The organism is Thermogemmatispora carboxidivorans, assembly GCF_000702505.1.
Lineage (GTDB): Bacteria > Chloroflexota > Ktedonobacteria > Ktedonobacterales > Ktedonobacteraceae > Thermogemmatispora > Thermogemmatispora carboxidivorans.
In genome coordinates this window covers 1,200,422-1,221,093 of record NZ_JNIM01000001.1, presented here as the reverse complement: position 1 = coordinate 1,221,093, position 20,672 = coordinate 1,200,422, and the positions used below count along the sequence as shown (strand labels likewise).

Genomic DNA, 20,672 nt, shown 5'->3' with positions numbered 1-20,672 from the left:
TAACGCTTGCTTTGCTTCAGTTTAGCAGAGGGCTTGCTTTATGTCAATAAATTGCTTGACTTTCTTGACTTTCCCCAGCGAGTATGGTATATCAGAAGGAGGGAGAGTGTCCTGAAGGCTGCCCGACGTGCTCATGGACGATCGGGCAGGCTTTTTGCTCCAAAGCCCAACAGCCTGCTAGCTACTGGTACCTGCCTGCTTCCTGCGCTGCAGGAGCGGCTCACCAGAGATGGAAGGGCAATGGCAAGGAACGCCAGCCAGTCGAGGCTTGGGCCGCGCACCGCGCTGAGCTGGTTAAGGCCCACTGTGCGCGCTCTGGCCAGCCATTGCCCCTGTCTTTCCGTGCGCAGAAGACGAAGCACGTGTGGACGAAACAGGGCGCAGCAGGAACAAGGGAAGAAGGGAGAAGGAAAGACCGCTTGTCTGGCGAGAGGTGGAGCGCAGGCAGGTTATCGGCCCATGTGAAGAGACGAAGGAGAGCACTATGAGCGACACGACGAATGCGCCGATTCCGTCAACGGCCAACGTTTGGCAATCCTTCGCCGACCGCTTCGGCGATCGTCTGCAGGCCCTGGCCCGAGTGCTGACCGGAGGCACCCAGAAGCCACCGCGGCTACTGAAAAGCTTACTCAGCGGCACCTTTGGAGGTCACCCACTGCATCCAGCCATCACCGATATCCCCATCGGCGCCTGGACTCTGACCGCCATACTCGACATTATCTGGCTGATAGCGCCGGCTAGCAACAGCTGGGCCGCGCGCGGGGCACTGGTTGGCACTATTATCGGGCTGCTCGCTGCCCTGGGCGCGCTCTTTACCGGCCTGGCCGACTGGAGCGATACCTATGGAGCTGAGCGAACGGTCGGCTTCTATCATGGCTTGCTCAACACGGCGGCCTTTCTCCTCTATCTGGTCTCATTTATCCTGCGCCTGCTCTCTCCTTTGAACGAAAGCATTGTCGCTGCCGTGCTCGGCTTCATGGGCTTCGCGGCTATTCTGGTGGCTGGCTATCTGGGCGGAGATATGGTCTTTGTGAAAGGTACGAATGTGAATCACACCGCCTGGGAGCCAGCAGGCGAAGACTTCGAGCCAGTCCTACCAGCCAGTAGCGTGGAAGAGGGGCGCCTTTATCGCGTGACGGTGGCTGGCGTACCTGTGGTGCTGCTCCGCCACGGTGAGCAGTACTATGCGATTTCAGCGACCTGCTCCCATGCCGGGGGACCACTGGATGAGGGAACGCTCGAAGGGGATGTGGTGGAATGTCCCTGGCATGGCTCGCGCTTCTGCCTGCGCGATGGGCGAGTAGTGACTGGCCCAGCCACCGTGTCAGCTCCGCGCTATGCGGTCCGCGTTCGCAATGGCCAGGTTGAGCTACGCCGCCTCAATGGACACTGATCAAGCCACAAGACAGCAAAGGACCCGAGGGAAATCCCCTCGGGTCCCACTTCTTCCTGACAGTCAGCTCATCGCCCAACTGCCACCGCTCAGACAACCCGCTTCACGACGCGGCAGTCGCGGGCGTATTGAGCAACTCGTCCAGCGTATTCTTCTTGACACGATAGACCTCGCGCTTGCCCTTATGCGGCAAGGTAATGGCCTGCAGAGCACCGGTCTTGATCCAGCGGCGCACCGTCGTGTCATCAACGCGGAGGCGCTTCGCTACTTCGCTGACAGTGAGCAGCTCAGTTGTATGCTCTTCACGAGAATCGCGCTCGTGATCCACAACTGCACTTTCCCGACGAGCCATAGGTTTCCCTCTCCTCTCTACTGAACTCGATTGGATTACAGTCCCAGGCAGTTTGCCTGGAGCGTTCTATCATTTCCAGCTAATATGAGTAAAACACTCCTCTATTAAGAGGAACTGTGAATTAGCTGAAATTTCGCTGAGAATTTGGAACTCCCGATCTGCCCGTCCCGCCAGGGAAGCGGCTCAGTTTGCCTGAAAAGGAAGAGACAGAACCTCAACAGCTTCCCCACTTTGGGCCGGGAAATTGAGACTTTTCACTTCTCCGATTTTATAATAGCACATTTCCGACCTATTATCCAATCCACTGGTAATAACAACGGGGAAGCCGGAGAATCTTCCCGGCCAGCGAACAGCCGCTTCTGGAGAAGAGAGAGGCGGAGAGCTGAGCGAATGCAAGGAAACGTAGAAAGATCTGCTGCTATGAGCAGCAGCAGAGAGACCGTTGAAGAAGGAAGGGATGAACGCGCCTCTACCACTGCCTGTCTGCCAACCTTGACCTGCCTCCAGCGATGAGCCTGCCCTTACCCGCCAGGCTCATCCAGGTTGACGACCACCGGCTCCTGAGCATTGCGTACAATGACCCAGCACGATTCCTCATCGGAAGGATTGATCTCCTGATGGGGGACAAAAGGAGGGACATAGATAAAGTCGCCGGGTTCGACATCCTGCTCATATTCCAGATGCTCCCCCCAGCGAATGCGCGCCCGCCCTGAGACAACGTAGATGATGGTCTCCAGTTCGCCATGATGATGCTTGCCACTGGCTCCATGAGGTCCGACCAGTGTGAGACCTGCCCATAGCCCACGCGCCCCTGCCAGCTCACGCGAGACCGCTGCCAGGCGTCTCATGCCTGGGGTCTGCGCCGTATTGGGATCGAACTGCTGCGGCTTAATGACACGCACACCATTGAACGGGCTGGGAACCTGTTGCTGCGGTACCCCTTGATCCTGTTTTTGCTCTTCCATAGAGAGATCCCCTTGACTTGCTCGTATTGCAAGGCGCTCGATTCTAGCACCAGGGTAATTCCAGCGTCAAGGTGAGCCTTCCCTCCCTTGCTCATTGCAGAGGCGTCACCACAGCCGCATAGCCCCCCCACCACGCAAGGAATTGCTCGCGACTGAGAACACGGCGATTCCAGGCCGAGGAGTCGGCCAGATAGACGGAGGAGGCGTCCCCACCGAGCACGACGAGTAAATGACCGCCAGCATAGCGATCCGGCGGGAAGCTCACGATCACCGGGGACCCACTGTTGGCCACAGCCAGTAGCTGCTCCAGAGACCAGTGCTCGCCCCACTCGGTGCGAAAGCCGAAGTGAGTCGCAGTGATAGCAATGCCCTCCGGCGCCACCAGACCGAGCTCGGGCGTGATTTGTCCGAGAGCCGCCTCGACGTGCAGCACATCGCTGATGCGATAGTGCCGGCCATAGGCGTTGAAGACCTCCGTCATGGCCGCCGCTGAACAGGCGGAATAGGCCCAGGTGTTATATTCCTCGGGAGAAGCATACTGAGCAGGATCTAGCTGGGAGATGCGCACAAGGCTGCGCGAGGCATTGAAGCCATGAGGCAGAGTCTGGAGATCAAGCGTCTGACTATGACTGTTCTGGAAAAAGGTGAGCGCAGCACTCAGCGTCAGCTGGCCACCATCGGCCAGAGCACTGGTCACCGAGAGCGCCAGAAGCACCATCACCAGCAGCCCCAACGAGAGGATGACGCGCCAGCGCCGATACCAGCTTGCAGGAAACGCCAGAGCGAACCAGGGCCTCTCTTCCTGGCCGCTTTCCGTTCGCTGGAGCAAACGAGCCGCGAGAGAGGTCTGACTCGCCTGCTCACCAGCAGAGGAGACGAGGAGCGCGCTGGTTAGCCCCTCACGCCGCAACCAGCGCTGAAGCCAGCCTTCGCGACGCACAAAACCCAATCCCAGCACGAGCAGCAGCACCACGGTAGCCAGCAGCACAACAGGGACCACAGAGCAACCTCCCGGTTCTTCATGTCCATAAGCACATCAACATCATTTACCAGAAGTATCCCGGGAGTTGAGGGCTTTCGTCAAATCAATCCCACAATGGTACCATATGGAGCATAGTGGCACAGATTGGCGAGGGCCGCAGCCTGACCAGGCAGACAGGCTGGCGCCGCCGTTGCTCCAGAAGCCTGGCCGCCCAGAGGTCAAGAGAGCTACTGAACCAGCGGCGGCTCTTCACGTGGATACTCCACCTGCGGCTCTTCGTACTGCGGCTGAGGGCGCCCCATTGCCGGTTGAGCTTGCTGCGACTGCGACTGCGGCCCAGCAACCTGCCCGGAACGTGGACCCGTCTGAGCCCGATAGCCCTGGTGATAGCGCTGCTCAGGCACCCCTGTATGTTCGCCTGGATCAGCGCTCTGGTAGGTCCCCATTGGTCTTGGTGGCGCCTGGGGCGGCTGCTGCCATTGCCACATGCCACCACCCATCGGCCAGCTGCGTCCCGCCCCCGGCCCCTGCTCTGCAAAGAGCGCCGAGAGGGCCCAGGCCAGTAAGGCAATGAAGAAGACGCTGAGCATAATGCCAAACATCGCATTGCCCCACCCCCACCACCAATGAGCTGGACCCAGGAAAAACAGGGGAATAAACCACCAGAAAAACCAACCCCGGTGGCGCCCAAAATGGTTTCGTCGGTACATTGTCGATCCTCTCTATCTCTCAACAAGCGCACGAAAGGCGGAACTTATATGCAAGTGCACCCATTTCCTGCAGCTTCTGATCTTCATTGCGCCATTCTCTCAAAGACAGAGTATAACAGATAGCTATCGCTGTCAAGGAAACGAAGCATGCCCTTCTCCTAAAGAAGAGAACGCTGGCAGGTTGCATAGCTCCAAGAATTCGCCTGTTTGTACCTTTCCCTGCGCGACAGTTCAGGTCAGCAAAGAAGACCAAAGCAAGACCTGTCTGACACTGGTCCTCATTCGTCTGAACTTCGACAGATCAGAACAAATATTCTATAATCTTCCATAGGAAGAGAGTAGCCCTGGCGAGGATGGAAGGAGGGGAGAGTCGCCAAAGAGAGCAGAGGATGGCAGATATGATTACCATCTTCACCCGCCGAGGCAAACGGATCGAGATCCTTTCAGAGCGTGAGCTGCCCCGTCCGCGCCTGGCAGGCAGCCGGGTGCGTGCCTTCTGTCCGATTCACGGCAGCGATCACCAGCGTTCGCTCTCAATCGACCCGGCCAGCGGCTGGGGCTATTGCTTCAACGCTGCCTGTCAGGCCAGAGTTCTGATTGCGGAATGGAATCCGAGTGCAGCTCATCATCTCCTGGGAACCGACTCCAGCCTGCGCCGGGAGCAGCCAGCTGATCCGGAGGAGCCAACAGCGAGCTGGGCCACAGCTCCTTCTTACACCCACTGGCGAAGCCAGCCAGCGACACGGTCCAGGGCCAGCAGCGTTCTCCGTCACTGGCAAGAAGAAGAGAGGCGCCTCTTGCGAGCCCTGGAACCGATCATGCAAGAGGCCTTGCAGTCCAGCAGCCTGGGGCGGGCCTACCTCTACCAGCGGGCCATTCCTCTAGAGACTGCTCTCGCCAGCGGCGTTGGTCTCCTGACGCCGGCGATTATTGCCCGTCTGCCGCGCGCCAGGCAGCGACGCCTCCTCCAGCGCTGGAGCGAGCGACTGATCTTCCCTCTCCAGTCAGAAAGCACAAAAGGCTACATTGGGCGCACACTTGCAGGGTGGCAGCCTGGCATGGATGAAAACGAGCACAAGCAGCTATTAGAGTATCCCGGTCGCCCGCAACGCTGGATCAAGACCAATCCTGCCGGCTGCTTCAGTCTTCCCCGAAAGGAGCTTGCGCCTCAGCTCATCGTGGTCGAAGGAACCTTTGACCGTTTAGCTTTGATGGCGGCTGGACTGCGAGCGGAGGAAGTTGTGGCCCTGGCAGGAACGGCGCTGCCTCTCAGCTGGCTCCCGGCTCATGTCCGCCGTGTCCTGCTGGCCCTGGACGGTGATGAGGGGGGACGCGAAGCCACAGCTCGTCTGAGCGCTCAGCTTCGCGGACAAGGGCGGGCGGTCAGTCGCTGCCTCATACCCCTGGATGGGCAAGGCAAGGACTGGAATGAGCGCTGGCGACTGTCTGGTCGCGCAGGTCTGCAGCCGCTCCTGAATAGCTATCGCTGTCTCTATTGACTTGTCTCTACAGGCGGCATAGACTTACTTACAGCAGCACAAGAATAACCACCAGCGCGGGCCGACCTCTCTCCCTGCCTCGAAGGTCAAGGGCCCCAAAGCCCATCTGTTTGAAAGGAGCACGAGTCGATGAGTACCTCGTTCAACGCCGAACAGCCCCTGTGGGAGCCTTCAGAGGAACTGAAAGAGCAAGCCAACCTCACGCACTATCTGCGCTGGCTTGCCGAGCAGCGCGGCAAGCAATTCACCAGCCGTCACGAACTCTGGGAGTGGTCGGTCACCGACCTCGAAGGCTTCTGGTCCTCGCTCTGGGACTATTTTCAGATCCAGGCCAGCCAGCCCTATACGCAGGTGCTGGCCAGCCGCAGCATGCCTGGCGCCAGATGGTTCCCAGGCGCCGAGCTGAACTACGCTCAGCATGTCTTCCGCCAGGCCAGCGCTGAGCATCCGGCCATCATCTTCCGCTCCGAACGCGAACCGTGGCGCACGCTCTCTTGGAAAGAGCTGGAGCAGGCAGTGGGAGCCGTCGCCCAGGGCCTGCGACAACTCGGCATCAAGCGCGGAGATCGGGTCGTGGCCTATTTGCCCAATATCCCGGAGACCGTCATCGCCTTTCTCGCCTGCGCCAGCCTCGGCGCTATCTGGTCCAGTTGCTCGCCTGACTTTGGCACCAGCAGCGTCGTTGATCGTTTCAAGCAGATTGAGCCGCGGGTGCTCTTCGCCGTTGATGGCTACCAATACAATGGGCGTCCCTTCGACCGGCGAGGAGTACTGGCCGAGCTTCAGGCAGCCTTGCCGACACTCGAGCATACCGTGATCATCCCCTACCTGAATCCTTCCCCCGAGGAAGCCAGCGCTGGCCTCCGCCAGGTCATTCCCTGGAGCAGCATGCTCGCTCAGTCAGCCCCCCTCACCTTCGAGCAGGTTCCCTTTGAGCATCCGCTCTGGGTGCTCTACTCCTCGGGAACCACCGGGCTTCCCAAGGCCATCGTGCAGGGTCAGGGCGGCATCCTGCTGGAGCATCTCAAAGTACTCTCCCTGGAGAGCAATCTGAAACCCGGCGACCGCTTCTTCTGGTTTACTTCCACGGGCTGGATGATGTGGAATTTTCTGGTGAGCGGCCTGCTGGTTGGGGCCACCATCTTACTCTACGATGGCGCCCCCGGCTATCCCGACATGAATACCCTCTGGCGCTTTGCTCAGGATAGTGGCATGAACCTTTTCGGGACCAGCGCCGCGTACATTTCCAGCTGCATGAAGGCTGGTGTCGAGCCAGGAAAGGAGTTCGATCTCAGCCAGCTCCGCTGCATTGGTTCCACTGGCTCACCCCTGCCACCGGAAGGCTTCCGCTGGATCTACGAGCACGTCAAGCGCGATCTCTGGCTGGCTTCGGTCAGCGGCGGCACCGATGTCTGTTCGGCCTTCGTCGGCGGCTGCGTCTTGCTTCCCGTGTACGCGGGTGAAATCCAGTGCCGTGCACTCGGTGCCCGCGTCGAGGCCTTCGACGAAGAGGGGCGTTCTTTGATCGACGAGGTCGGCGAACTGGTGGTCACAGCGCCTATGCCTTCAATGCCACTCTTCTTCTGGAACGACCCCGATCATCGTCGCTACCGCGAAAGCTACTTCGAAATGTATCCGGGCGTCTGGCGCCACGGCGACTGGATCAAGATCACCCCACGCGGGGGCGCCATCATCTATGGCCGCTCAGACTCGACGATCAACCGTCAGGGGATTCGCATGGGGAGCAGCGAGATTTATCGCGTCGTCGAGAGCTTTCCCGAGGTGCTTGATAGCCTCATCGTCGGAGTAGAGCGCCCCGGCGGCGGCTATTATCTGCCTCTGTTTGTGGTGCTGCGCGAGGGACTTCGCCTCGATGAAGAGCTCCAGCGCCGCTTGAAGGAGGCCCTGCGCCGCGAGATCTCGCCCCATCACGTGCCCGATGAGATCATCGCCATTTCCGAGGTACCTCGCACACTGAGCGGGAAGAAAATGGAGGTGCCGGTCAAGAAATTGCTACTGGGTTTGCCCCTGGAGAAAGCAGCCAGCCCCGACGCAATGAGCAATCCCCAGGCGATCCAGTTCTTCGTCGACTTTGCCCGTCAACTCCAGGCTCGCTCGGGCAGCATGCCCTAGACTCCGATTGCTCTCTTGTCGCTCCTCACCCTACTATATAGATAGATATGCATCTATTATTTATTGGCGTCGGTTATAATGGAAGTGTAGCTTTGCCCAGCGCACAAGCAAAGCAGGGCCGAAGAGAGCGAGGCACTGGCTGGCGAGTTGTCAACCAGTTCGTCAGCAGTTCCCAAGACCGTTGGATTGGTGGACGAGCTGACTGGTGAGAGGAGAGACGGGATCAGGAACGGGGGAAGCTATAGGCGAGCATAAGCATAGCCAGGGAGTCCTCCGTAGAGGCAGGCTTGAGCAGCATACTGCGCTGGAACTCTGTGCAGCCAGAAAAGGGAAAGGAGCAACATGCAAGAGAAGCCCCGGTGGGTCAAGCCGTCCTTTGAAGTCATTGCTGTGAGCCTTGAGTGCACTGCCTATGCAGGCGTACTCCTGTTACTTGAAGCTCCATCTGAACAGTAGTATCGTCTGCCAGGCAGGGAGAGAGCAGGCAGAGGGCGCTAATAGAGGGAGGGTGAGCCACAGAGGGAGGAGGCAGAGGCTGAGCAGGTCCTGTCTTCTCCCCGCTCACCACCTGGCCAGATTTGGCTTTGTTGGCTTGGGCTGCAAGACAAGGATTGGACTGGCAGGTAGAGACAGACCATTTCAGGAATCAAGACTATGTTGGTGCGTCTGCTTGGCACAGCAGCAGGGGGCGGCTTCCCACAGTGGAACTGCAATTGTGCGAACTGCCGGGGCCTACGCGCGGGGCGGCTGAAAGCAAGGGCGCGTACTCAGTCCTGTGTGGCAGTGAGCGCCGATGGCGAGCGCTGGTTTCTGCTCAACGCTTCCCCTGATCTGCGCGCTCAGCTCGAAGGTTTTCCGCCTCTCTGGCCCCCCGCCTCTTGCAGGCGTGGCACGCCTATTGAGGCCATTCTACTGACCGACGCCGATCTCGACCATACCCTCGGCCTCCTCCTCCTTCGGGAACGCTCGGCTCTGACTATCTATGCGCCTACGGGCGTTCAGCAAGCCTTACGCCAGGGGCTGGCCCTGCCACAGTTACTCGCCCATTACTGCAGCGCCAAGTGGCGTGCACCTTCCGAAGAGCTGGCCCCATTGCCTACTGCCGAGGGCCAGGCGAGCGGCTTGCTCTATCAGGCTATCCCGCTGACCGGCAAGCCCCCGCGCTACCTGGCAGAGGCCAGCGCGCCTGTAACCCCCTCCCCTTTCCGTGTTGGCTACTATCTTACGGATGTACAGACTGGCGGACGTCTGCTCTTCCTGCCAGGGCTGGCCCGGAGAGAGGAGCAACTGCAGTTCTACCTGCAGGCTTGCGATGCCATTCTCGTTGACGGAACCTTCTGGAGCGAGGATGAGCTGCTGGAGCAGGGCCTCGTCCAGGCCACCGCGAGCAGCATGGGCCATCTCCCAATCGATGGACCCCAGGGCAGTCTGGCCTGGCTCAGCTCTCTTTCTATTCCCTATCGCATCTATACCCATATTAATAATACTAATCCGATCCTGGTCGAGGACTCGCCCCAGCACGCCACCGTGTGCGCTGCCGGGCTGATCATCGGCTGGGATGGGCTGGAGCTGCAGCTATGACCCGCGCGCCCTCGCCTCCACCTCGCCCGAAGCCAACCAGAGGACGCAGGGTAGTTTGAGTAAGCAAGTAAGCAAGAGCGAAGAGAGGAGCTACTATGAGCACAGTGCATCTTGAGCCTTGGGACCGCGAGACCTTCGTGGCCCAGCTGCAGGCCGTTGGCATGACTCGCTACCACCACCTCCACCCTTTTCACCAGGCGATGAACCAGGGCGCCCTTACTCCCGAGCAGATCCGCGCCTGGATCGCGAACCGCTTCTATTATCAACAGCACATCCCTATGAAAGACGCCGCCATCATTGCCAATTGCCCTCTTCCAGAGGTTCGCCGGCTCTGGCTCCACCGCATCAGCGATCACGATGGTGAGCACGAGGGTGAGGGCGGCATCGCGGCCTGGCTCCAGCTGGCCGAAGCGAGTGGCCTCTCTCGCGAGGAAGTGCTGAGTGGATGGCAGGTGCTGCCTGCAGTACGCTTCGCCGTCGAAGCCTATGTGACTTTCGCCCGTCAGCAGCCGTGGCCGTTGGCTGTGGCCTCCTCGCTGACCGAGCTGTTTTCCCCCGACCTGATGAGTGAGCGTCTGACAGCCTTTGAGCGCTATTACACCTGGATTCGCCCAGAAGGACTGGCCTACTTCCGGGCACGTCTGCAGCAGGCACCACGCGACGCCGCTCAAGCACTAGAGTTGACCGTGCGCTACTGTACAACGCGCCAACTGCAGGAGGGTGCCATCCAGGCACTTGCGTTCAAATGTGACGTCCTCTGGAGCATGCTTGATGCCCTACAGTTCGCCTACGGCCCCCTGCCCGGCGAGCTGGCTCTGACAGCGGCCAGCTCCAGCGCCACTACTTCCACTCCGCAGGAAGGTCCTCGATGAGCATGTCCAGCGAAGGCAGCCTCCTTCCATTCTCGCCGACGCTGCGTCCACGCCTGCTTCCCAGAGCACGGCTGGAAATCGATCGTCTTAGCCAGCAGCCCGTACTGCTCTATCCCGAGGGAGTCATGATGCTCAATGAGACCGCAGCAGCTATCTTGCAGCTCTGCAACGGCGAGCACACGCTGGCCGACATCCTTCGCGAGCTGGCAAGCCGTTACGAGGCCAGTCCCGAGCAGCTGCAGCGCGACGTTTACGAGTACCTCCGTTCGCTGCGAGATCAGAATCTCATCGCCTGGCTAGAGTAGACCAGAGCCTGCTTGCTTTCTCCTTAGCCCTGACTCCCGGCTCACTCAAAGGCAGGCCAGGTCATCAGATCAGACAGGCTTGATAGCCAGACAGAGAGGACGACCATTATGAGGCTTGACGAGCAGCAGACGAGGTCTCCCTCCTCGTCCAGGACCCATCAGCTGGAAGGCGATGGCTCTCAGACCACCCCGGGCCAGACGCTGCGCCCGTTCGGTCTGCTAGCGGAATTAACCTATCGCTGTCCGCTGCACTGTCCTTACTGTTCGAATCCAACCCAGCTTCTCCCAGACCAGCGCCAGCCGGAGCTGACGACAGCCGAGTGGCAGCGAGTCATCAGTGAGGCCGCCGCCCTCGGGGTCCTGCATCTGCTCTTTTCAGGTGGTGAGCCACTGCTGCGGCGCGATCTGCCCGTCCTGTTGGCCAGCGCCCGCGCTGTCGGCCTTTACACCAATCTGATCACTAGCGCTCTCGGCCTGACACGGCGTCGCCTCCAGGAACTGCAGGAGGCTGGCCTTGATAGCATTCAGATCAGCATCCAGGCCGATGAAGCCGCTCTGGCCGATGGCATTGCCGGCTGCCCAGGCGCTCACGAGCGCAAGCTAGAGGCCGTTCGTCTCGTCAACGCCTCTGGCCTGCCCCTGACGATCAATATGGTGCTCCACCGCGGCAACATTGAGCGCCTCCCGGCGATGATAGCCCTGGCTGAGCAATTGGGCGCCCAGCGCCTGGAGCTGGCCAGCACACAGTACCTGGGCTGGGCATTCGCCAACAAAGTCGCGCTGCTCCCCACAAAGGTTCAGGTGCAGCAGGCCGAAAGGATCGTCCGCGCGGCCCAGGAGCGCCTGCGCGGGCGCATGGAAGTCCTCTACGTCTGGCCCGATTATTACGCCGAACGTCCCAAACCCTGCTTGTATGGCTGGGGCCGCCGCTATCTGACCGTCACCCCCGACGGCGCGGTCCTGCCCTGCCAGACCGCTCGTGTCATCCCCAACTTGCATTTTGAGAATGTGCGCCAGCATTCCCTGGCCTGGATCTGGCAGCAATCAGCAGCCTTTGAGCGTTTCCGCGGCAGCCAGTGGATGCCCGAGCCTTGCCGCAGCTGCCCACTGCGCGAACAGGACTTCGGCGGCTGCCGCTGCCAGGCCTTCCTGCTGACAGGGGACGCCGCCAATACCGACCCCGCCTGCAGCCTTTCTCCTCACCGCTCCCGCCTCCTCGCTATTCTCGCTGAGGCTGAGCAGCAGTCAGGCTCCTCGTCCACTTTTCCTAGCCCTTTCGCCCCAGATGGCCGACCCCTGCTCCCCATCCGCTTCCGCACCAACCCTAAACCCAGCCAGGGGGAATAAGGAGGGACACTTCCGAGTTTTATTTCTATGCTGTGGCTGAAGAGAATCGGCAAGGAAGCATCACAGGTAGACCGCTGTGTGATCGTTCAAGAGAGGAGGTAATCGCTAGCGATGGATGATGCGGAAATTCTGCAGCGTATCGATGCATTGGTGGACGAGGAACATCAGCTACTCAAGAAGGCAGAAGAAGAGGGCCTCACGGACGAGGAGCGCGCACGCATGAAAGAGCTAGAGATTCGGCTTGATCAATGCTGGGACTTGCTGCGTCAGCGGCGAGCTCGCCGCCATGCTCGTCTTAACCCCGACGAGGCGCAGCCGCGTGATCCTCGTACCGTTGAGCACTACTTGCAATAACCCTCCTGCCCAGTTTTGCCTATCCCCAGAGAGGCAGCCTGGCTGCCTCTCTCTCCTTTCTCGCCATCCCATCCTCTCGCCCAATTGGTCCACTTCATATAATGCACTTAGAGGTTCTTTCTCTATTCCTTCTGGTAGCAAGGCAGAATAAGATCGATGCAAGTACATCAACGTCCGATCTTTCGTCAGCGTGCACTGCACCATCATCTCTATGGGCGAGAAAAAGATATTCTTCCACATTTCATGGCTCTACCCGTACCTGTGCTGCTCTGGCTCCTCTTCGGGCTCCTCTTCGCTGCCGCAGCCCTTGCCTGGACAACAGAGATTCCGACCTACACTGCTGGCCCGGGGGTGGTCCTGGACGCGCAAGCATTAAGCGAGCGCTTCCAGTTGGCGCAGCAGCAAGGGACCGTTGCAGTGATCTTCCTCCCCTGGGAAGCACGCCAGCGACTGCGGCCAGGGCAACCTGTGCAAATAACGCTACCAGCTGCCAATCTTACGCTGAACAGCCAGATCGCACGTATTTTGCCAGGCGTTATCAGCCCAGCAACCAGCTGTAGCTACTATAGTGCAGCTAACACACGCCAGGCGGCTTCACCGGTCACACGCCCTTCAGTAGCTGCGCTGGTCCCTCTTGGTCAGCAGCTCTCAGTCAGCATCTATGCTGGGACAAGTCTGACGGCACAGGTACAGACCGGTTTTACCCGCCTTTTGAACTTGCTGCCAGGGGTTGGGAAGCTGTTGGGAGGCCAGGGAGCGTGATGATGCACGACTATGGTCAGTATGGACAGGAAGTAACCCAGGATCGCGATTATGTAGACATCTTCGATCCACAAGAATATATCACTGCAGGTCGACCGCTCAAGCGGCGGCGTATTCGCCCGATTGTGCTTCAGCAGGAAGGCGACTATCCAGCGATCCGTCCTCATCTGCGCCTGCCAGCCAGGCAGAAGCCAGCACCAGCAACCACACCAGTGCCAGTACCAGCAGTACTAGTGCCAGTACCGGTGCCAGCACCAGCGCCGGTGCCAGTGCCAGCAGTCTCAGTTGCTGCCGCTGGGCATTACAGGCAGGCAGGCGACCAGCAGCCTCCTGCGGCTGCGGCGGCCCGGCCCACCGAGCAACAGGGTCAGGTCAGACCAGGGATCGCAACAGGCAAGGACGGCAAACGTCCCAGAAAGCAGGGCTGCTTTGGCCGAGGTTGTCGAGGCTGGCGGCGGCGGCGCGTCCGTCCCCTTACCCAAATGAACGTCGTCGAGTGCGGCTATGCCTGTCTGGCCATGATCCTCAACTACTACGGGCGTCCTACCTCGGTCTCCGAGCTGCGCATGCGGCATGGCCTGGGACGCGACGGCCTCTCAGCATTGAGCATTGTGAAAGCCGCGCGTAGCTATGGGCTGCGCACACGAGCCATCTCGCTGCAGCGCACTGAGGATTTCCGCTCCGTTCCGCTGCCGGCAGTAGTCCACTGGGAATTTAAGCACTTCATCGTCGTCGAGCGCTGGACCCCCCGCTGGGTCGAGGTCATCGACCCCGCCTGGGGACGTAAGCGGCTCACGCCCGAAGAGTTCGATGCCGGCTTCACTGGCATTGTGATCCTCTTCGAGCCAGGGGTACACTTCAGCACCGAGGGCAGTGCTCACCGTGTCACACTCTGGATGCAGGTCAAGCAGTTCGCCCGTCAAACGCGCGGCCCCCTGCTCCAGGTACTAGGGGCCTCTCTCTTCCTGCAACTCTTCGGCCTGCTCCTGCCCCTGCTCACCAAGATTGTCATCGACCAGATCCTGCCAGCCCACATGGTCGACATCATGAGCATCCTGGGCCTCGGCCTGCTCCTCCTCCTGGCGGCACAGGCCACTACAACCATTCTCCGCGAGTGGCTGCTGGTCTACCTGAGAGCCCGCGTCGACATTCAGCTGGTGCTCGGTTTCTTCGAGCATCTGCTCACTCTGCCCTTCAGCTTCTTTCAACAGCGCTCTAGTGGCGATCTGCTGCAGCGCCTGGGCAGCAATACCATTATCCGCGATACGCTGAGCAACCAGCTCATCTCAACCCTGCTGGATAGCGGCACAGTCATCGCTTACCTCTTCATTCTGCTCTGGCAATCGCCGATCTTCGCCCTCCTGACCCTCGGCCTGGGACTGCTCCAGGTCCTGGTCCTTTTGGGCACCCATCGTATCGTGCTGGACCTGGCTAGCCGCGATCTGGCGGCCCAGGGCAAGGCTCAGGGCTATCTAGCTGAGACCCTGGCCGGTATGGCTACGCTCAAGGCCGCCGGCGCCGAGCAGCGCGCACTGGAGCGCTGGTCGAATCTTTTCTACGAGCGGCTGAATATCACCCTGCGTCTCAGCTACCTGCAGGCCGGCATTAATACGGCCATGACCATTCTCCGCATCTTCTCGCCGATCGCCTTGCTGTGGATTGGCGCCTACCAGGTCCTCAACGGCCATCTCAGCGTTGGTACCATGCTCGCTCTCAACACACTGGCCAGCGCATTCCTGACCCCCGTGGCCTCGCTCGTCAGCAGCGGGCAGCAGTTCCAGATCCTCTATGCCCATCTGGAGCGCTTGACCGACGTCACGACAGCAGAGCCGGAACAGGACATCGAGAAGGCGCAGTTGCCTCCACGACTCAGCGGACGCATTCACGTGCAGAACGTGAGTTTCCAATATGGACCAGATGCCCCACAGGTGCTTAAGGAGATCAACATCCGTATTGAACCGGGCCAGAAAGTCGCCATTGTCGGGCGCACTGGCTCAGGCAAGAGCACCCTGGGCAAGCTCTTGCTGGCCCTCTACACACCGACCGAAGGCGAGATCTACTACGATGGGCTGCCACTAAGCCAGCTCAACTACCAGGAGGTACGGCGTCAATTTGGTGTCGTTCTGCAGGATAGCCAGATCTTCAGTGGCTCCATCTTGCAGAATATCAGTCTCAACGATCCCAATGTCCCTTACGAGCGGATCGTCAAAGCGGCGACCGCTGCGGCTATCCACGAGGATATCATGCGGATGCCGTTGGGCTACGATACTCCAGTGGCCGAGGGCGGCAGCGCTCTCTCGGGCGGCCAGCGGCAGCGCCTCTGCCTGGCACGCGCCCTGGTCAATGAGCCGGCCATTCTGCTCCTCGACGAGGCCACAAGCCATCTCGATGTGCTTACTGAACAGCGCGTCTCCGAGAATCTGCGCGCCTACCCGTGCACGCAAATTATTATCGCTCATCGCCTGAGTACCATCCGCGACGCCGATCTGATCCTGGTGATGCACGATGGCATGATTATCGAACAGGGAACCCACGAGCAGTTACTCCAGCAAAATGGCTACTACGCCCAGCTTATGCGACAGCAACTTGAACAGGAGGAACGCCAGGCTCGCGCCGGCCACTAAGGCACAGACTCGAGCCTGGCCCCAGAAAGAAGATCCTGGGAACCGCTGGCTTCCTCCAGAGGAATAAGCCTGCTCCTTTTCTTGCTATCAGCACCGACCTGATCACTTAGCTTCTCTGACGCTGCTTCGCCCCTCATGAGACCAAAAGCAGTAGTCCTGGCAGCAATGGCCCTGCCCTACACCACCAGGCCAGGACCATCGTGACAGCATCCGTTACAGCCTTGCTCTGCGGGACGACGGGATCTCGTCAACCAGCCAGGCCCCAAAGCCCAGGTCGAGAAGGCAGCGGAAAAGCCTCTCGCTTCAGCCAGGGGCCCACCACTCTCCTCACTCCAACCGACGCCCTTGCTCTTCTCATTCCCTAAAAATGATATATTGAAACTTATATATTTGGCTTTATCCGTACAATGTACTTAGGCGTTCGGGTAACAAATACGCTTTGAACGTATTTTGTTCAGGCAGGGTGAGCCGGATGTCGGAGGGCCACCTTGGGGACGTCAGGAAGTCACCTGTCTGGGCAGCGTGATTCCAAAGCGTAGACGGGGTGCCCGAACGCACGACACCACAACAACACCAAAGGTACAAGAAAGGAAACGCACGCACATGAAGTTCGACATCGTTCGCGCATGGAAAGATGAAGCCTATCGCCAGAGCCTCAGCGAGGAGGAGCTCAGCCTGCTGCCTGAGAGCCCCATCGGTGAGGTCGAGCTGACTGATGCAGATCTGGAGGCCGTCCAGGGCGGTCACGGCAACACCGACGAGTGCAATAACACGGTTGCCGTGCTCTGTCTGCAGTCCCTGGCTGTGCTCCTCGGCCTCTGCAATACCAACGCCGCTGGCGGCTGTCTCTAGCAGTCGTCGCCCCACGCCAGGGGTCTCGGTATGGCCTGATCAGGATACGCAGAGGGTTGGGATGCCTGACTCCGTCCCGACCCTCTGTTCGCGCCAGTTGAGGCTTAGCCTCCTGGCGCTTGTTCACCTATCCAGGATAGGAGATGAGCAGGCGCCCATCAAACTCTCGCATTCGGGAACCCTATCCCCAGCTCTTCCTTTATCTGTCAGCGCTTGCGCCAAGCCAGGTCAAACCTTCGCTTCGGGAATGCCAGATGATCGAGTCGACCGTTAACGGCTCGCACTCTGCAGGTCAGTTGAGATCAGCCACCACCGCGCTCTTTATCTTCCAGCGGTTGCAGATCTTTTCGCGCCGCTCACCTCTATTCTTCCATGTTGACAGGCCACATGAGCAGCAGGCAACAAGTGCTGCAGCATCCCATCGGTAACGACCGAGCAATGAAGAAGAAAGAAAGGAGATACGGCGCAGACCCAGTATCCTTACCGCTGACCAAGGCGGCGGGATCGCTTGCCCCTGCGCTGCATCTCAGCATGTGATTCCATGAGCGAGACAACGAGCGAGACTATCACCGCTTCCGTTTCTTCCTACCCGCAGGGTCGCTGGCAAGAGGCCGGCTGGTACCGCGCTCTGACTTTGAGCGAGCGTCTGGCCTTGTTGCGCACGACCCCATTTGCTCCTGGCCTGGATTCGCTTGATGCGGAGGCCCAGGCCCGGGCCCGGCAGCGCCTGCAGCGCTGGAAAGAGCTACCGGCCATGAGCGAGGAAGAGGGTCGCTTTGCCGCCCGCCTTGCGCTCGATGGATTAGGAGAGGAGGAGCTGCTGCTCCTGTTGGGCGAACCCGCCGAGGCCCTGCGCGCACGTTGCCCTACCCCTCCCGCCTGGCTTCTGGCTCTCAGTGAGGCCTTTTCGACTCCCGACGCCAGCCCAACCGACCAGGAAGAAGAGGGCGGGGCAGCCTGGTCTTCTCCCCTGCCGGGTCTGGAGGAAGGGAGCCATACGCGCTCATTCCTCCATCCTTTGCTGCCGCTGATCAGGCACGCCAGACAAAAGCTGGCCGCAGGCTTGCGGGAGCTGGCCCAGCGCTCTCCCTCCTTCTCGTTCGACCCCGAGAGGGTCCTTGATCTCCTGGCACGCAATATCCCCGGGCTGTTGCTCCCCTCGATTTCGCGCGCTATCGTCCTGGAGCTTCATGTCGCACGGGTTCAGGGCCGCTTACAGGGGGCCACTGCGGAAGAGCGCTTTCAGTATTTTCTGGAGCAGCTGAGTAAGCGCGAGGCAACACTCGATTTTCTGCAAGAATACGTCGTGCTGGCTCGTTTGGTGACAGAGACGCTGGAGCGCTGGGTTTGTCGCTCGCTGGAGCTGCTGAAGCGCCTCGCCGACGATTGGCCACTGATCTGCTCTACTTTCCACATCAGTGGAAAGGCCGGCTCGCTATGCGAGATCCACCAGGGGGCCGGCGACCTGCATCGCAACGGGCAGAGTGTGATCTTGCTGCGCTGGGACTCGGGGTTTCGCCTGGTCTATAAGCCACGCTCGCTGGCCATCGATCGCCATTTTCAGGAGCTGCTCGCCTGGATGAACACACGGGGTTTCAGCCCACCCTTGCGTACGCTGACGGTCCTTGACCGGGGTCACTACGGCTGGGTGGAGTTCGTCCAGGCTCGCCACTGTTCTTCTCGCGAGGAGATCGAGCGTTTCTATCAACGTCAGGGGGCATATCTGGCCCTGCTCTATGCGCTGGAGGCCTCGGATTTCCACGCGGAGAACATTATCGCTGCTGGCGAGTATCCTATGCTGATCGATTTGGAGACGCTCTTTTTACCCCAGATCAATCCCGAGGTGCTGCAGGCCCAGGGCGCACCGGGTCTGGAGGCCATCGGCCATTCGGTGCTGCGTGTGGGCTTGTTGCCACAGCGCCTCTGGTCGAACCAGGAGGGTGAGGGGATCGATATGAGCGGCCTCGGCGGTCAGCCCGGCCAGCTCTCGCCGCGTCCCGTTCCCAGATGGAAGGGCACAGGCACCGATGAGATGCGCCTGGCCAATGAGCGGGTCGAACTGCCCGTGAAAGAGAATCGCCCGCGCCTCAATGATCAGGATATCAATGTCCTGGATTATAGCCAGTGCCTCATCGAGGGCTTCACTCGCGCTTACCGCCTTCTCATGGCCCAGCGCTCAGAGCTGCTCGAGACCTACCTTCCGCGCTTTGCCGAGGCCGAGGTCCGCTGCGTGCTGCGTCCAACCAGGATCTACACGCAGCTGCTGGTCGATAGCCTGCATCCTAATGTGTTGCGCGACGCCCTGGAGCGGGATCGCCTCTTTGACCGGCTGTGGGCCACCACGGAGCGCCTCCCTTACCTGGTGCCGCTGATTCCCGCTGAGCGGCGTGACCTGTGGCGCGGGGATATTCCCGTTTTCACCACCACGGCAGCCTCGACCGACCTCTTCACCTCAGAGGGCGAGCGCCTGCCGGCGTTCTTCAGCGAGCCTGGCCTGGAAGTGGTGCGCCGACGTCTGGCTGAGTTGAGCGAGCTGGATCTGGAAAAGCAGCTGTGGATTATTCGCGCTTCTTTCACAAGCATGATTGACGCCACTACTCCCCAGAGCTATACACGCCTGGAGCTGCATCCCGCTCACACTCCGCCTACCCTGGAGCGGCTGCTGGCCGCCGCTTCGGCGATCGGTAACCGCTTGCGCCAGTTTGCTCTCTACCAGGGGGAATATGTGGGCTGGCTGGGCGTGACACCGGTGAATGATCGCGAGTGGCACCTACTGCCCGCCGATGGCGATCTCTACAATGGTCTGGCCGGCATCGCCCTCTTTCTGGCCTATCTGGGCTATCTGACAGGCGAGCAGCGCCACACTGAGCTGGCACGGATGGCCCTGCGTACGATTCAGCAGCAGATCATGCGCCGCAAGTACTTCCCCCGTGCCTACGGCATTGGCGCTTTCAACGGCCTCGGCTCGTTGATCTACCTCTTCTGCCATCTGGGGACCCTCTGGCACGAGCCAGCGCTCCATCGCCAGGCGGAGGAGCTGGTCCCTCTGCTCGTGGAGAAGATCGAGCAGGATCAGGTCTACGATGTGATCGGCGGAGCAGCAGGCGCCATCGCGACCTTGCTCTGCCTGCAGGCTGTGTCTCCCTCGCCCGAAACGCTGGCGGCTGCCGTCCGCTGCGGCGAGCATCTGCTTGCTCACGCCCAACTCCAAGCCCGGGGCGGCTGCGGCTGGCCAACGGCACGTCAGCCGGTCGCGCTGGCCGGTTTTGCCCACGGAAACGCCGGGATCGCCTTGTATCTGATGCAGTTAGCCCAGGCCAGTGGAGAGCCTCGCTTTGCGGAGATGGCCAGTGCAGCGCTGACCTATGAACGTACGCTTTTTTCACCCTCACGCCAGAATTGGCTTGATCTGCGCCAGCGTCCACCTTCTTCCAGTGCCGGTGCCGGGCAGCCGGCGGGCGAGAAATATATGGTGGCCTGGTGTCATGGCGCGCCCGGCGTCGCTCTCTCGCGTCTGGCTCTGCTCTCTCTGCTCGACGATCAAGCGCTCAGAGAGGAGATCAAGGCCGGTCTGCGCACGACCCTGACCCAGGGTTTTGGTCTGAACCACTCCCTTTGTCACGGCGACCTGGGAAACCTGGATATCTTGATCTCTGCAGCGCGTCTGCTGCCTGGCGAGGCCTTCGCTGAGCACATCCCACGCATTGCCGCCGCCTTGCTGGAGAATATGGAGCACCAGGGCTGGGTCTGCGGAGTGCCGTTCGGTGTGGAAACACCTGGATTGATGACGGGGCTGGCTGGAGCCGGCTTTGCGCTCCTGCGCCTGGCGTCCCCCGAGCGCGTTCCATCAGTACTGCTGCTCTCTCCACCTGCCGGATACTCACCGCCAGCAGTCTGAACGGAGCCCGCTGAGCACAGACGTCCTTCACACACTGTTACGG

Annotated in this window: 16 protein-coding genes; 12 read left to right on the top strand and 4 right to left on the bottom strand. The window is 60.3% G+C overall.

Annotated elements, in window-relative coordinates; all coding sequences use genetic code 11:
- The first annotated feature begins 484 nt into the window (after positions 1-484).
- Entirely contained in the window at positions 485-1,393 is a 909-nt protein-coding gene (locus N688_RS04875; RefSeq protein WP_052888228.1) for a Rieske (2Fe-2S) protein, read from the top strand.
- Positions 1,394-1,496: 103 nt separating this feature from the next.
- Here the strand turns inward: N688_RS04875 and N688_RS04870 are convergent, their stop codons facing one another.
- From N688_RS04870 to N688_RS04855, 4 genes are all read right to left on the bottom strand, one after another.
- Complete coding sequence (locus tag N688_RS04870) at positions 1,497-1,745, bottom strand: helix-turn-helix domain-containing protein (protein ID WP_052888227.1); 249 nt, start codon at positions 1,743-1,745, stop codon at positions 1,497-1,499.
- Between the two features lie 521 nt (positions 1,746-2,266).
- Positions 2,267-2,710: a cupin domain-containing protein gene (locus N688_RS04865; protein ID WP_052888226.1), complete on the bottom strand. Its 444-nt coding sequence runs from the start codon at positions 2,708-2,710 to the stop codon at positions 2,267-2,269.
- A 91-nt stretch (positions 2,711-2,801) separates the two neighbouring features.
- A complete protein-coding gene (locus tag N688_RS04860; protein WP_052888225.1) occupies positions 2,802-3,710 on the bottom strand; it encodes a cysteine peptidase family C39 domain-containing protein in 909 nt (302 codons plus the stop codon).
- A 209-nt stretch (positions 3,711-3,919) separates the two neighbouring features.
- The gene (locus N688_RS04855; protein ID WP_156025297.1) at positions 3,920-4,402 is read right to left on the bottom strand and encodes a hypothetical protein; all 483 of its coding nucleotides are present in this window, start codon (positions 4,400-4,402) and stop codon (positions 3,920-3,922) included.
- 389 nt (positions 4,403-4,791) lie between these two features.
- Here N688_RS04855 and N688_RS04850 point away from each other — a divergent pair, with 389 nt between their 5' ends.
- The 11 genes from N688_RS04850 to N688_RS04800 all read left to right on the top strand — a co-directional run bounded on the left by N688_RS04850 (position 4,792) and on the right by N688_RS04800 (position 20,629).
- Positions 4,792-5,901, top strand: coding sequence for a toprim domain-containing protein (locus N688_RS04850; protein WP_052888223.1), 1,110 nt, complete (start codon positions 4,792-4,794; stop codon positions 5,899-5,901).
- 129 nt (positions 5,902-6,030) lie between these two features.
- Complete coding sequence (locus tag N688_RS04845) at positions 6,031-8,034, top strand: acetoacetate--CoA ligase (RefSeq protein WP_052888222.1); 2,004 nt, start codon at positions 6,031-6,033, stop codon at positions 8,032-8,034.
- 654 nt (positions 8,035-8,688) lie between these two features.
- Positions 8,689-9,615, top strand: coding sequence for a pyrroloquinoline quinone biosynthesis protein PqqB (gene pqqB / locus N688_RS04840; RefSeq protein WP_081838528.1), 927 nt, complete (start codon positions 8,689-8,691; stop codon positions 9,613-9,615).
- A 95-nt stretch (positions 9,616-9,710) separates the two neighbouring features.
- Entirely contained in the window at positions 9,711-10,487 is a 777-nt protein-coding gene (gene pqqC / locus N688_RS04835) for a pyrroloquinoline-quinone synthase PqqC (protein ID WP_081838527.1), read from the top strand.
- Entirely contained in the window at positions 10,484-10,792 is a 309-nt protein-coding gene (pqqD, locus tag N688_RS04830; RefSeq protein ID WP_081838526.1) for a pyrroloquinoline quinone biosynthesis peptide chaperone PqqD, read from the top strand. The genes pqqC and pqqD overlap by 4 nt, the downstream gene beginning before the upstream one ends.
- A 108-nt stretch (positions 10,793-10,900) precedes the next feature.
- Entirely contained in the window at positions 10,901-12,139 is a 1,239-nt protein-coding gene (gene pqqE, locus N688_RS04825) for a pyrroloquinoline quinone biosynthesis protein PqqE (RefSeq protein ID WP_081838525.1), read from the top strand.
- Positions 12,140-12,250: 111 nt separating this feature from the next.
- Positions 12,251-12,493 (top strand): DUF2630 family protein, encoded by a 243-nt coding sequence (locus N688_RS04820; RefSeq protein WP_052888219.1) that lies wholly within the window; start codon positions 12,251-12,253, stop codon positions 12,491-12,493.
- 156 nt (positions 12,494-12,649) lie between these two features.
- Positions 12,650-13,255, top strand: coding sequence for a hypothetical protein (locus N688_RS04815; protein WP_052888218.1), 606 nt, complete (start codon positions 12,650-12,652; stop codon positions 13,253-13,255).
- Positions 13,255-15,879 carry a peptidase domain-containing ABC transporter gene (locus N688_RS04810; RefSeq protein ID WP_081838524.1) on the top strand — a complete coding sequence of 875 codons (2,625 nt, stop codon included), beginning with the start codon at positions 13,255-13,257 and terminating at the stop codon, positions 15,877-15,879. Before N688_RS04815 ends, N688_RS04810 begins: the two co-directional genes overlap by 1 nt.
- A 603-nt stretch (positions 15,880-16,482) precedes the next feature.
- Positions 16,483-16,731 carry a mersacidin/lichenicidin family type 2 lantibiotic gene (locus N688_RS22210; protein WP_069803490.1) on the top strand — a complete coding sequence of 83 codons (249 nt, stop codon included), beginning with the start codon at positions 16,483-16,485 and terminating at the stop codon, positions 16,729-16,731.
- 541 nt (positions 16,732-17,272) lie between these two features.
- Entirely contained in the window at positions 17,273-20,629 is a 3,357-nt protein-coding gene (locus N688_RS04800) for a type 2 lanthipeptide synthetase LanM family protein (protein ID WP_052888216.1), read from the top strand.
- The last annotated feature ends 43 nt before the right edge of the window (positions 20,630-20,672 follow it).

Excerpts from the sequence above, each read along its gene's own strand:
- N688_RS04850 (WP_052888223.1), top strand. The coding sequence starts at position 4,792 with ATGGCAGATATGATTACCATCTTCACCCGCCGAGGCAAACGGATCGAG.
- pqqD (WP_081838526.1), top strand. The coding sequence starts at position 10,484 with ATGAGCATGTCCAGCGAAGGCAGCCTCCTTCCATTCTCGCCGACGCTG.
- pqqB (WP_081838528.1), top strand. The coding sequence starts at position 8,689 with ATGTTGGTGCGTCTGCTTGGCACAGCAGCAGGGGGCGGCTTCCCACAG.
- pqqC (WP_081838527.1), top strand. The coding sequence starts at position 9,711 with ATGAGCACAGTGCATCTTGAGCCTTGGGACCGCGAGACCTTCGTGGCC.
- N688_RS04845 (WP_052888222.1), top strand. The coding sequence starts at position 6,031 with ATGAGTACCTCGTTCAACGCCGAACAGCCCCTGTGGGAGCCTTCAGAG.
- N688_RS04800 (WP_052888216.1), top strand. The coding sequence starts at position 17,273 with ATGAGCGAGACAACGAGCGAGACTATCACCGCTTCCGTTTCTTCCTAC.
- N688_RS04875 (WP_052888228.1), top strand. The coding sequence starts at position 485 with ATGAGCGACACGACGAATGCGCCGATTCCGTCAACGGCCAACGTTTGG.
- N688_RS04865 (WP_052888226.1), bottom strand. The coding sequence starts at position 2,710 with ATGGAAGAGCAAAAACAGGATCAAGGGGTACCGCAGCAACAGGTTCCC.
- N688_RS04810 (WP_081838524.1), top strand. The coding sequence starts at position 13,255 with ATGATGCACGACTATGGTCAGTATGGACAGGAAGTAACCCAGGATCGC.
- N688_RS04870 (WP_052888227.1), bottom strand. The coding sequence starts at position 1,745 with ATGGCTCGTCGGGAAAGTGCAGTTGTGGATCACGAGCGCGATTCTCGT.
- N688_RS04815 (WP_052888218.1), top strand. The coding sequence starts at position 12,650 with ATGCAAGTACATCAACGTCCGATCTTTCGTCAGCGTGCACTGCACCAT.
- N688_RS04855 (WP_156025297.1), bottom strand. The coding sequence starts at position 4,402 with ATGTACCGACGAAACCATTTTGGGCGCCACCGGGGTTGGTTTTTCTGG.
- N688_RS04820 (WP_052888219.1), top strand. The coding sequence starts at position 12,251 with ATGGATGATGCGGAAATTCTGCAGCGTATCGATGCATTGGTGGACGAG.
- pqqE (WP_081838525.1), top strand. The coding sequence starts at position 10,901 with ATGAGGCTTGACGAGCAGCAGACGAGGTCTCCCTCCTCGTCCAGGACC.
- N688_RS22210 (WP_069803490.1), top strand. The coding sequence starts at position 16,483 with ATGAAGTTCGACATCGTTCGCGCATGGAAAGATGAAGCCTATCGCCAG.